The sequence below is a fragment of the Mucilaginibacter gossypii genome, from assembly GCF_017569325.2.
GTDB classification, from domain to species: domain Bacteria; phylum Bacteroidota; class Bacteroidia; order Sphingobacteriales; family Sphingobacteriaceae; genus Mucilaginibacter; species Mucilaginibacter gossypii.
This window is the reverse complement of the sequence record NZ_CP071878.2, coordinates 3,712,192-3,724,357: the sequence shown is the minus strand read 5'-3', so window position 1 is coordinate 3,724,357 and position 12,166 is coordinate 3,712,192. Positions and strand designations below refer to the sequence as shown.

9 protein-coding genes are annotated in these 12,166 nt (G+C 42.5%); 7 read left to right on the top strand and 2 right to left on the bottom strand.

What is annotated here, in order from left to right:
• Window positions 1–28: 28 nt before the first annotated feature.
• From J3L18_RS15730 to J3L18_RS15715, 4 genes are all read left to right on the top strand, one after another.
• A complete protein-coding gene (locus J3L18_RS15730) occupies window positions 29–1,495 on the top strand; it encodes an APC family permease (RefSeq protein ID WP_091163078.1) in 1,467 nt (488 codons plus the stop codon).
• Window positions 1,473–2,879, top strand: a complete 1,407-nt coding sequence (gene dacB, locus J3L18_RS15725; RefSeq protein WP_129569387.1) for a D-alanyl-D-alanine carboxypeptidase/D-alanyl-D-alanine endopeptidase — start codon at window positions 1,473–1,475, stop codon at window positions 2,877–2,879. Before J3L18_RS15730 ends, dacB begins: the two co-directional genes overlap by 23 nt.
• Window positions 2,880–2,947: 68 nt before the next feature.
• Entirely contained in the window at window positions 2,948–3,403 is a 456-nt protein-coding gene (locus J3L18_RS15720; RefSeq protein WP_129569388.1) for a hypothetical protein, read from the top strand.
• A gap of 25 nt (window positions 3,404–3,428) precedes the next feature.
• On the top strand, window positions 3,429–3,824 hold the full coding sequence (locus J3L18_RS15715; protein ID WP_129569389.1) for a hypothetical protein: 396 nt from the start codon (window positions 3,429–3,431) through the stop codon (window positions 3,822–3,824).
• Window positions 3,825–3,904: 80 nt separating this feature from the next.
• On the opposite strand, the gene J3L18_RS15710 is transcribed toward J3L18_RS15715, so the two are convergent.
• Both J3L18_RS15710 and J3L18_RS15705 read right to left on the bottom strand, forming a co-directional pair.
• The gene (locus J3L18_RS15710) at window positions 3,905–4,948 is read right to left on the bottom strand and encodes a response regulator (RefSeq protein WP_129569390.1); all 1,044 of its coding nucleotides are present in this window, start codon (window positions 4,946–4,948) and stop codon (window positions 3,905–3,907) included.
• Entirely contained in the window at window positions 4,945–6,132 is a 1,188-nt protein-coding gene (locus tag J3L18_RS15705; RefSeq protein ID WP_129569391.1) for a PAS domain-containing sensor histidine kinase, read from the bottom strand. Before J3L18_RS15705 ends, J3L18_RS15710 begins: the two co-directional genes overlap by 4 nt.
• A 186-nt stretch (window positions 6,133–6,318) precedes the next feature.
• Between J3L18_RS15705 and J3L18_RS15700 the strand changes: the two genes are divergently transcribed.
• The 3 genes from J3L18_RS15700 to J3L18_RS15690 all read left to right on the top strand — a co-directional run bounded on the left by J3L18_RS15700 (window position 6,319) and on the right by J3L18_RS15690 (window position 12,161).
• Window positions 6,319–7,560, top strand: coding sequence for a YdcF family protein (locus tag J3L18_RS15700; protein ID WP_129569392.1), 1,242 nt, complete (start codon window positions 6,319–6,321; stop codon window positions 7,558–7,560).
• A gap of 71 nt (window positions 7,561–7,631) precedes the next feature.
• Window positions 7,632–8,510, top strand: coding sequence for a hypothetical protein (locus J3L18_RS15695; RefSeq protein ID WP_208102431.1), 879 nt, complete (start codon window positions 7,632–7,634; stop codon window positions 8,508–8,510).
• Between the two features lie 378 nt (window positions 8,511–8,888).
• The gene (locus J3L18_RS15690) at window positions 8,889–12,161 is read left to right on the top strand and encodes a SusC/RagA family TonB-linked outer membrane protein (protein WP_129569393.1); all 3,273 of its coding nucleotides are present in this window, start codon (window positions 8,889–8,891) and stop codon (window positions 12,159–12,161) included.
• Window positions 12,162–12,166: the final 5 nt, after the last annotated feature.

The following is a 12,166-nucleotide window of genomic DNA, read 5'->3' as shown; positions in this document are numbered from 1 at the left end:
TTTAGAGATTTAAACCCTAAAACAATATATGGCGAAAAACTCATCGCAACCAAAAATGAAACATGAGCTTAGCTTGCTGGACGGTACCATGCTGGTATCAGGATCCATGATAGGCTCAGGTATTTTTATTGTTAGTGCAGATATTACCCGTAACGTTGGCTCGGCTGGCTGGCTGATAGCTATCTGGGTTATCACCGGTTTCATGACCCTTACCGCGGCCCTAAGTTATGGCGAATTGAGCGGTATGTTTCCCAAAGCTGGTGGCCAATATGTATATTTAAAGGAGGCTTACAACAAGCTCGTCGCTTTTTTATATGGTTGGAGCTTTTTTGCAGTGATCCAAACGGGCACTATCGCGGCGGTGGGGGTGGCTTTCAGTAAATTCACCGCCTATTTAATACCTGCTTTTAGCGAGGATAATATATTATGGAAGTTGCAAACCGGGGCAACATCAACGGGTGATGCGAAGTTTTTTGCTATAAGTGCCGCCCAGGTGGTATCTATTATATTGATCATTATCCTTACTTATGTAAATACCCGCGGGGTAAAGGGCGGAAAGGTTATTCAAACCGTTTTTACTTTAACCAAGCTTATCAGTCTTTTTGGTCTTATAATTTTTGGCCTTTTTGCTTTTAAAGCAGATATATGGCATGCCAACTGGACAAACGCGTGGGATTTGCATAACCTAAATAAAGACGGCAGCATTACTACTCTCACCACAGGTACAGCACTTGGCGCTATTGCCGCAGCCATGGTTGGTTCTATCTTTAGTAGCGATGCCTGGAATAGTGTGACCTTTGTTGCCGGCGAAATGAAGAACCCGAAACGCGACGTTGCTTTAAGTATGATGTGGGGTACTATCATTGTGACTTTTATTTACGTGATGGCCAATGTGGTCTACACTGGCGTATTGTCATTACATGAAATTACTGTTGCCGATAAGGATAGGGTGGCTGTAGCTGCTTCACACGTTATTTTTGGTAACGTGGGCACTTACATAATTGCCCTTATGATCATGGTGTCAACGTTTGGCTGTAATAACGGTTTGATCCTTTCGGGGGCGAGGGTTTATTACACTATGGCCAAAGATGGTCTGTTTTTCAAGAAAACAGGCAGCCTGAATAAATTTGGTGTGCCACAGTTTGGTTTATGGATCCAGTGCGTAGTTGCCTCGTTACTTTGTCTGAGTGGTCGTTATGGCGATTTGCTGGATATGATCTCATTTGTGGTAGTGGTATTTTATGTACTGACTATATTGGGCATTTTTATTTTACGTGCTAAACTCCCTGATGCCGAACGTCCTTATAAAGCTATAGGTTATCCCATTTTGCCTGCACTTTATATTGTCATGGGGATTGCATTTTGTATTTTGTTGCTTGTTTATAAACAAAGCTTTACACTTATCGGGCTCGGAATTGTGCTTATAGGTTTACCGATATATTATATTTCGCAACGGAACGTTAAAAAACAGGATGAGGCGCTTACTGGTAATTAGTTTTTTATTTATAGGAGGATCTGTTGCGGCGCAAACGCTTCAGCAAAAAATATCAAATGCTTTCGGCAGGTTGCAGGCGGATAGCCAGTGCAATTATGCTTCAGTATCATTAACCGTACTTGATGCCAAAACCGGGGAACAGGTGTTTGGCGGTAACCCTAACATGGGTTTGGCTACCGCTTCAACGCTTAAAACCATTACCAGTATTACGGCTTTTAATATTTTGGGTCCCAATTTTCAATATCAAACGCAATTAGGTTATACCGGCGAGATTGGGACCGATGGCACCCTGACCGGCGATATCATCATTAAAGGCGCCGGCGACCCAACCCTGGGCAGCTGGCGTTATGAGCAAGCCAGAGAGGGGCATGTATTGGCCCTTATGGCCGATGCCTTGCGAAAGGCCGGTATCAAAAAAGTTAACGGTCGCATCATCGGCGATGACAGCATTTTCGGTACCCAATCCATTCCCGAAGGCTGGATCTGGCAGGATATCGGCAACTATTACGGAGCCGGTACATCGGGCCTTTGCTGGCGCGAAAATCAATTTGATATAAAGCTGCGTACGGGTGCGGTTGGTAGCCAGGTTGGCATATCGCGTACTGTTCCGCTGATGCCATACCTTGCATTTAAAAGCGAGTTGACAAATGGTTCTGCCGGATCAGGCGATAATGCTTATGCTTTTTTACCGGTTGGCAGTAAAGTAATATATCTGCGCGGTACTTATGCTGTTGATCAGGATAAGAAAAGTATTTCGGCCGCTGTCCCTGATGCTGCTTATGATGCTGCGTTGCAGCTCAATGATACGCTGAGGAGTTTAGGTATCATTATCGGTAATGAGCCGGAATCAGCCACTACTTTGAGCGCTAAAAACCTGCTATTGCCCGTAATTGCTAAAAATCTGGCAACTATATCATCACCAACTTTAAGCAAAATAGTTTACTGGCTTAATCAGAAAAGTATTAACCTTTACGCTGAGCAACTGCTCAAAACCATAGCCTGGAAACAGGGACGCAAGCCTACAACGGCAAATGGTGTGGATGAGGTACAAAAGTTTTGGGCGGCCAAAGGGATAGATACCCGCAGCATGAATATTTACGACGGCAGCGGCCTTTCGCCCGGTGACAGGGTAACTACGTTAACGCTGGCCCGCATCCTGCAATCGGCAAAGAAGGAAAGCTGGTTTGCTGATTTTTATACAAGTCTGCCGGTTTATAATGATATGAAAATGAAAAGCGGTAGCATCAACAATGTGTTGTGCTATGCCGGTTATCAAACCAAAAACGGGCGAGAGCTTTGTTTTTCTATCATGGTTAATAATTTCAGCGGCCCGAGTCGGGGTATAAAGGAGAAAATGTTCAGAGTGTTGGATGAATTGAAGTAGTAAGAGTTTAAAGGAATAATTTTGATGATTTGACGTTATATAGTGAACTTAATACTATAAACCTCATCATGAAAATATTAACCTTAGCTCCCCACAAACCTATTGCCTATGCTCCTGGATTAATTAGCCTGGTTTTATTTCCTGTGCTTTGCGTGCTTTTCTTTCACCAGCATAAAGTGTTTACACAGCGGAACTGCATTGATTTGGTGATGTTTGATCCTTCGTGGCCTAAACTGACACCTACAGAACATAAGGTTAGCTTTCCGCCTGATAGAAGTTATATCGATGTTAACCTCAATGGAAATCCTGCGAGTGACAGATCATTGCTTGACTTTGCCCGTATGGAGATCCGTACCATGCTTAAAACCAGGAATACTACGCTTGGCATACGCTTTCATTTTGGCAATAAATCGCAATATTGGACATATGTAAATGCGCTTGATATTTGTTATACTGAAAAGGTGCAGTCATGGATGGCTTATCAGGATTATATTTACGTTGTATATGTAAAACACCGATATTAGTACAAGTTGAAGAACATATAAACCAATGAAAAAACTCAATATCCTTTTACTTGTGATAGCATCATTCGTTGCCTGCAAAAGCAAAACCAGCTCAAATGATGATGTCCAGTCCATCAAATTTAAGTTCACTGAGCTTGGCCGCGAAACGCAGTTCAGGATCACCTGCGATAAGTTTGATTACTACTTCCCCGAAGGGAAAGAAAAAAACTTTAACAAAAAGCCGGGAATTGATAGTGTTATGCAATTGCTAACCGGTATGAAGATGGTGAGTGACGGTACAGAACCGGACGTGCGCGGTAAGATCTATATTACACGCACTACCAAAACCGTTGATACCGTATGCGTTGGCGCTAAAGCACTCAGCTACAAAGGTACAACTTATGAAACGCCACAGGAGCTGTTGGTGTTGATACAAAAATAGGTTGCACAAGGGTGCAAATGGTTTGTTGTAATCAAGCCATTGCTTAGGGAATGAGCAGGATCATCTAAAAATAGCAGCGGTCAGTTTTTCATTTTGGCCAGCCGTTCGGGCGAAAGCACGGTGATCTGGCTTCCTTTTTTATCGATTAGGTTTTCATCTTTAAAATCGGTAAGGGTACGGCTCACAGTTTCAGTTGCCACACCGGCCATAGCAGCAAGGTCTTCCCGCGAAATTTTGAAATCCACACCCTGCTGTTTATGCAGTCGCACCAGGGTATCGGCCATCCTTTTTCGTACTGAGTTATACGCAAGCTGCAATAATTGCTCTTCCCTGTCGCGGATATGATTAGAAAGCAGTTTGATAAACTCACGCGCAATATCTGGATATAAATTGAGCAGGTTATCCAGTTGGTCTTTCGGGATCAGGCACAGCTGGCTATCCTCCAGGGTGGTTGCTGTATCTGTGTAAGCCTCGTTCGAGAGCATGGCATTTACCCCAAGGTATTCCTCGGCAGAGTGGATGGCGGTCATCAGCTCACGGCCATCGTTTGCCAGTTTAACGGTTTTGACTCGGCCTTTCAATATCAGGTACAAGCCATTCCCCTTATCACCATCGTAATAAATTACCTGGTCTTTTTTAAACAGGCGCACCTTGCGTTCGCTAATAATACGTTTAAGTTCAGTGAGACCGCTGTTCTTCGATACAATTGAGTTTAGATTTTCGAGAGATTGACTATAAAAGCTTTGCTGGGCAGTTTTTTTCCTGAGCCTGCTTTCAATGGCGTTCAGCAGTTCAATATCATCAAAAGGCTTGGTTAAGTAATCATCCGCACCCATTTCCATGCCTTTACGTTGGTCAATCCGTTCGGCCTTTGCGGTTAAAAATATAAAAGGTATGGCGGCGGTTTCGGGGTTTTTATTCAGCATAAATAAAACGCCATAACCATCAAGCTCGGGCATCATGATATCGCAAAGTATTACATCGGGCAGGTTGTTAACAGCCAGTTCAATACCGGTTTTACCATTATCGGCTTCAAATACCGTGTAACCGGCTAACCCCAGTATTTCTACCACGTTTTCGCGGATATCGTTGTTATCTTCGATGATCAGGATTTTTTGGTTCATGATGTGGAAAATGAAATGGTAAATGAAGTACCCTCGTTTACGTTACTTTGAAAATCAACCCTGCCGTTCATAAGGGCAGTGTACCGGGCCACAATATTAAGGCCTAAACCGGTGCCGGGGATATTGCCTGTATTGTGCGCCCTGAAAAATGCCTCAAATAAATGCTTCTGGTCACTTTCAGGAATGCCTATGCCATTATCTTTTACGGTAATGGAACAGCCGGAAGCATTTATTTCAGTACTAAATTCAATAAAGCTGTCTTCGCCCGAATATTTGATGGCATTTGTGATGAGGTTGATGATGCAGTTTTTGAGCAGGTTAATATCGAGGTAAACCATACTATCCGTACCTGTATGCTGATAAAGGATATTTTGATTTTGCTTGGCCATAATCTGCATTTCTTCAGTTAGCTCTTCGGCCAGCTTGACCAGGTCAAACCTGGTGTATGAAGGTTCAATACGCCCGGCTTCCAGTTTTTCGAGCGAGAGAAAATCATTCAGAATGGTAGTGAGGTTGCCAACGGCATTTTTAATTTTATTAACATGCTTGCTGATCTGCAGGCTGTGCAAAGGCTCGGCATATTTATCGATGAGCGAGGCTGATAATTGAACAGCGCTTAGCGGCGTACGAAACTCATGCGATGCCATGGATACAAAACGGCTTTTCAATTGCCCCAGCTCTTTCTCTTTTTCGAGGGACTGGCTTACTTCCTCCTTGGTTTTTTGCAGTTCAAGAACAAATTGTTTTAAGGAGAGAGTGCGTTCCTCTACCACTTCCTCCAGGTGTGATGTGTATTCCTTCAGCTTATCTTCAGCTTCCTTCTCACGGCTAAGGTCGTGTATAAAGCCGGCATATATTTTACGGCCCGAAAAATTTACGTCACTAACCCCAAGTCTGAACGGGAATTGGGTGCCGTCTTTACGTAAGCCTGTTACTTCACGACCTATACCAATGATATGCGGTTTACCGGTAGTTTGATATCGATTGATATAATGATCATGCTCCTGCCTGTAAGGCTGGGGCATCAGCATCGATACATTTTTTCCGATAACTTCATGAGGTTCATATTGAAATAACTTGCAGGCCGATGGGTTAATAGATTCGACTATCCCCCGTTCATCGATAGTAATAATGCCATCGATAGCATTTTCAATAATGGCTTTTAATAAGGCAGCATTTTCCATAGATGAAGTTTGAAAGATTTATCAGCTTTTGCAAATATCAAATTTGATATGGATTTTTTACACCCAAAGATGGTATATCTTAATTTAAATCAAAATTTGGCCTGTTTTGTAAGAGGAAAGTTACCGGTAGTTAACTTTGAGTTTATCTGCTTAGGCGTTATTTGCGCCTTGTTAAAAAACAGCTCAATGAAAAAACTCCTGCTACTAACTATGCTTGGATTAGGCGGCATAAGTGCCTTAGCGCAAACCCAGGCCCCTGTTAAAAATGCCCCGACAGATTATGTAAAGATTAAAAACTACGGCCTGCTGGCTTTATTTGAGCAGGATGCCGAAGTAAGCAATTTACTTAAAAACGATCCTGAACTGGCACAGCTCACTCAGAAAAAGCTAAGCGCCCTTAGCACTTCTCTTACTGATTGTAAAGACGCGGCGTGCTTAGTAACTGCTGTAAAACTAACTGATGATGACATCAAAACCGTAAGCGACCGGCTTGAAGTGTTATATAAAACAGCCAATGCGCTTAACAGGATGGTTAAATCGAAACTGCTCCCATCAGGCTTTTATAGCTTGTATAAAAAACTATCGCCAGAGCAATTGCTTATAAAAGCATGGGAGCAGGACGCAGGTAGTATCAATTATACTATTGGCGTTTATGCTGAAGGTAAAAAGCCTAATTATCCGCAAATAGACTCTATCAGCTACAATATTAAATCGAGGGCATACTTCACGCTGATGTACGATGCCTCCGCTACATTGTTAGGCGATATTAAAGGAACAAAGCTGTTTTTCGAACCCGCTATGCAAGCAGCCCTGCTCTATCTGCAGATCAACGAAAGGCATGATCCTGCCAATTACGAGCCGATGGAGCTAAACGCAAACAAGGCCGCGGTAACACGTGTAAAAACCATTAAATGGGCCGATTATCCTTATTCAAATATTCTTGTACCCGGTGCTGGTCCGGATAATTTGACATCGCCATTGAGCGGAGAGGGGATGCTGCGTTGCAGGCTGGCGGTACAGGAATATAAGGCGGGCAAAGCCCCATTTATCATTGTATCGGGCGGCAATGTGCATCCATATAAAACAAAGTATAATGAAGCCGAGGAAATGAAGGTTTATTTAATAAAAACCCTTCACATTCCTGAAAATGTGATCATCATTGAACCTCATGCACGTCATACCACAACAAATATGCGTAACAGCGCGAGATTGCTTTATAAATATGGTATCCCTGCCGATAAGCCCGGCATTGTGGTAACCGATAAATCACAAACCGATTTTATAATGAATATGGATGACCGCTGCCAAAAGGAATTGAATTATGTGCCATACAAATTGGCCAAGCGTAACTCCGAAACCGAAGTTGAATATTACCCGGTTGAAGAAGCCAAACAAATTGACCCTGACGAACCACTTGACCCCCGTTAGAAACTGAAGGCAGAACGCGAAAAGCTTAAAGTTATCGTCTGATCACTAATGTAATTACTTTATTTAAACTTATGCAAAAGCTTACTTTAACTATAATAGCTGCTATTTTAGGCATTGGCAGCATCACCACCGGCACGATTGATCATAAACTTAACCGTGCCATAACAATCGACTCGTTGGGTGCCTGCCAGGGCATTTCGTACCAAAACGGCCGCATATTTTTATATGGTGACAGGGAAGTTGGAATGATCCGGGAGTTTAAACTGGAAAATGACGGCCTGGTATATCTGCATAAGGAATATAAGCTAACCCAAAACGGGCAGGATATTATTAACCACCCTACCGGCATAGCCTATAACAATGATAGAGGCCCAACTTTTATGGGCAACTCTATCCGGTTGAATGCGGCGGGTAGCCAGTGGAGAGCGGTTATTTATAATGTAAACTGGAAAGGCTTGCTTAAAACCGGTACGCTTGATGGTAACTTAATTAATACCATTGAGGATGATGCCTGTATCCAGGGCACCCGTCCGGAATATGTAAAATATAATAATAAGTGGTATGTAGCCACTGCCGATTATGGCGATCATGGCAACGAAGTGCGTTTATACGACCCTGAAAAGCTGGCTAAGGCCAAAAGCACTAAGGAACCTGGTGTGCTTTACAAAAAATTTACATGTACACCCTGGGTACAAAATTTGTTTTGGAAGGCTGATAAAGGCATTTTAGTGCTGATTCAGAATAAGCTTGAGGGCAGGCAATGGCGGTTTACTTATGTTGATCTTAAAAAATCAATTGAAGCCGGTAAACAGGTGGTGCTAAGCCAGGTTGATAGTATTGACAGAGGCGATGAGTTGGAAGGTTTTTCCCTGCTCGGTGGTGGTGAGAAAGGGATAGCCGTAACCTCCTCACGGAAAAATAACGTGAATTTTACCACTACTTCATGGTAGTATTAAACAATGGGCTAAAGTAAAAAATCCTGCAAAGAGGCAGGTGTTTTTCTATTTTTTGTTTAATGTAAATTTAACACTAAGGTATCCTTTGGTTAAGATAACAGGTTTAGCTTTGCTGTCATTATTACAATATTAATAACTCTATATTAATATTATTTAATGATAGTGCAATAATAATAATTAAATTATTAATCTTTGGCTCATGTCTTTAAAAATATCGCCTATGTAACATAACTTCAACTTAACATCGGGCCCGGCGATAAAACTAAGAACCGGTGAATGCGCTAACACTCACCCGGTCCGGGATAATTGTCAAATAACTCAAAAGCGGTCCAAGGCTTTAAGTCATTTCTTTCAACAATCAATTTTAAAAATATGAATAAAAAGATTAACCCAAATCTTTTGAGCAGGTTTTTTTTAATTCCTGTATTGTTTTTACTGGTTTTGCTAAAACCTTTTATCTCAAATGCTTCGGTAAAAAATATAGTATATAACGCAACCCAAATCACGGGTATTGTTACCGACGAAACTAATCTTCCGTTACCCGGTGTATCAGTTCGGATCAAAGGGACTGATAAGGGTACCGCAACTAACACAAACGGTAAATATACCATCTCGGCCGATGAAGGCGCCGTGCTGGTTTTTAACTTTATTGGTTATGAGCAGCAGGAAATAACTGTTGGCGGTTCATCAAACATTAATGTTAAGATGAAACCAAAATCAAACATGCTTAACGAAGTGGTAGCCATCGGTTACCAGTCTATTCGTAAAAGTGATGTTACCGGCTCTATTGCCAGCGTTAAAGCCAGTGACCTTAATCTCTCCGCTCCTTCGTTAGGACAGGCCCTTGCCGGTAAAGTATCAGGTGTACAAGTATCTCAAACCAGCGGTGCACCATATACAAGCACTAAAATCAGGGTAAGGGGCGTTGGGTCATTCAATGCCAGCTCTGATCCCCTATATGTAATTGACGGTTATCCGGCCGGTAATGATATCTTCATTAACCCTGATGACATCGAAAGCATCGACATTTTGAAAGATGCTGCATCTGCCGCTATTTACGGTTCACGCGCATCTGGCGGTGTAGTATTGATCACTACCAAAAAAGGTAAAGAAGGTAAAGGCCGTTTTGAATATGATGTACAGACCGGCGTTGATCAGCTTGCCCACAAAGTAAAATTGCTTGACGCCGATCAGGCAGCACTGCTGGTTATCGACGGACGTAACAACGCTTATCATGACCTTTGGGTTAATTCAGGCCATACCTGGAACGATGCCATGTATTCGGATAACAACGTAACCCGCGTTACTAACGTTGGTAATTCGGGCAGTGTGAGCATTCCTAACGGCTTATATGATTTTGCTTCACAAACCCCTATTAAACAAACAGTACATACCGATTGGCAGGACGAGCTTTACCGCAACACGTTTTTCCAGAAACATACCTTGTCTTTTTCAGGAGCATCGAATGGTATTCGTTATTATGTAAGCGGTGCGTATCAAAACCAGCCAGGTATTATTCAATCAACAGGTCAGCAACGTGTTAACTTTCGTACAAATATTGATGGTGATGTCAGTAAACGTATCCATATTGGTGCAAACATAGCTTATACTCAAAACACCAACCAGGAAACACAGGAAGGCCGCTTTGATCATAGCCCAATCCTTGGCGCCCTGATTTATATGCCTTACCTGCCTGCTTATAATGCAGATGGCTCTTTACAAACCAACGTAGAAGCTGCCGGTTCATCACAATACGGCTATCAGAGCATCGAAAATCCTGTAGCACTTGCCGAGCGTATTAAAATTAATAGAAAGGGTTACCGTAGCACTTATAATGCAAACGTTACTTATAATATTTTGCCTGGTTTTAATTTTAAAACCAACCTTGGTACACAAACCTATACCGAAAAATACGATTACTACTACCCAACCACGATAAGCAGTGGTGCGTTCCCTCCGGGATCTCAGCAGTCAATACTGGCGGCCAATGCACAGGCATCAAACCTTGTTAACGTTGACAGGTTGGCTGAGTTTACGTTGAATTATACCAAACAATTTGGTAAACACCACTTTGATGCGTTAGCCGGTTACACTGCGCAAAAAACAACCAGCGATTACATCAGTGTAAAAGCAAACGGTTTTCAGAGTGATTATGTACCAGAACTTTCAGGTAAAGGTGCCGATGCAGCCTTCTTTAGTTTAAACTCGGCTTCTAAAAGTACTTATACGTTATTGTCATATCTTGGTCGTGCAAACTACAACTATGCGGGTAAATATTTCTTAACCGCATCGTTTCGTGCCGATGGTTCTTCTCGTTTCGGACCGGCAAATAAATACGGTTATTTCCCTTCTGTGGCCGCAGGCTGGAACCTTTCTGACGAGTCTTTCTATCACAATTTCCTTGGCGAACAGTCAACAGTTAAGATCCGTGCAAGCTGGGGTAAAAGTGGTAACTTCAATATCCCTAACTACGCTATCGCACAAACCCTGGCCAGCCCGGTTGGTGCAGTGTTAAACGGTGGTATTGCTACTGCTACATACGCCGGCGGTTTAAAGGATCCTAAGCTAAGCTGGGAAACAACCTCACAATATAACTTTGGTGCCGATATTGGTTTATTTAACGGCCGTTTACAGGTTATCGCCAACTATTATTTAAGTTATTCATATAACCTTTTGTACAATCAGCCAATTTCGGCAATATCCGGCAGTACTACTATCTTAACTAATCTGCACGACTCAAGGATCCGTAATACCGGTTTTGACTTGCAGTTAGATGGTAAGATAATTAATACAAAGGATTTTACATTTGGCGCGAGCGGTAATATTTCATTAAACCGCAACAAAGTAGTTAAACTGCCTGCTCAAAATACCCTCATCATCAACGGTGCCGAGCGTTCATACCTTACCAGTATAACTACCCAGGGCCAGCCTATCGGTATGTTCTACGGTTTCCAGGTTGGTGGTATAATCAACGCTTCTAACTATGGTAAAACTGCTCCATCAGCTTCTCAAACCAACCCTGCCAAAATTGGCGACCTTTGGTTTGTTGATACCAATAAAGACGGTGTTGTGAATGATGCTGATAAAACCATTATCGGTTCACCATATGCTAAATTTACTTACGGCTTCGCCCTTAACAGCACTTACAAACGTTTTGACTTCGGTGCTTCATTCAACGGTTCTTATGGTAATAAGATACTTGACGGCCAGGATTATTATTTGTACAATGGGGAGGGTTCCGGTAATCAGTATGCTAATGTTGCACAACGTTATCGTAACGAAGCTGAACCAGGGGACGGTTCATTTTACCGTGCTTCACGTGCCGGTACGCAAAGTAACAGTACCCGTTTATCAACTTTTTACCTGCAAAGCGGCTCATATCTGCGTTGTACCAACCTTACTCTAGGTTATACCTTGCCTGCCTTCCTGCAGCAAACTTTAGGCTTGAGCAAAGCACGCGTTTTTGCCAGCGTTGTGAACGCATTTACCATCACCAAGTATAAAGGTTATAACCCCGATGTGGATTATAACTATTCAGGCGCTGCTTCAAACAATACTCAGCCTGCCAATCTGGCCCCGGGTATCGATTATGGTACTTACCCGCTGGTTAGATCTTATAACTTAGGTGTTAATGTTACTTTTTAATGAAT

Bases quoted from the DNA above. Each gene is read 5' to 3' on its own strand.
- J3L18_RS15730 (WP_091163078.1), top strand. From the start codon at position 29: ATGGCGAAAAACTCATCGCAACCAAAAATGAAACATGAGCTTAGCTTG.
- dacB (WP_129569387.1), top strand. From the start codon at position 1,473: ATGAGGCGCTTACTGGTAATTAGTTTTTTATTTATAGGAGGATCTGTT.
- J3L18_RS15720 (WP_129569388.1), top strand. From the start codon at position 2,948: ATGAAAATATTAACCTTAGCTCCCCACAAACCTATTGCCTATGCTCCT.
- J3L18_RS15715 (WP_129569389.1), top strand. From the start codon at position 3,429: ATGAAAAAACTCAATATCCTTTTACTTGTGATAGCATCATTCGTTGCC.
- J3L18_RS15710 (WP_129569390.1), bottom strand. From the start codon at position 4,948: ATGAACCAAAAAATCCTGATCATCGAAGATAACAACGATATCCGCGAA.
- J3L18_RS15705 (WP_129569391.1), bottom strand. From the start codon at position 6,132: ATGGAAAATGCTGCCTTATTAAAAGCCATTATTGAAAATGCTATCGAT.
- J3L18_RS15700 (WP_129569392.1), top strand. From the start codon at position 6,319: ATGAAAAAACTCCTGCTACTAACTATGCTTGGATTAGGCGGCATAAGT.
- J3L18_RS15695 (WP_208102431.1), top strand. From the start codon at position 7,632: ATGCAAAAGCTTACTTTAACTATAATAGCTGCTATTTTAGGCATTGGC.
- J3L18_RS15690 (WP_129569393.1), top strand. From the start codon at position 8,889: ATGAATAAAAAGATTAACCCAAATCTTTTGAGCAGGTTTTTTTTAATT.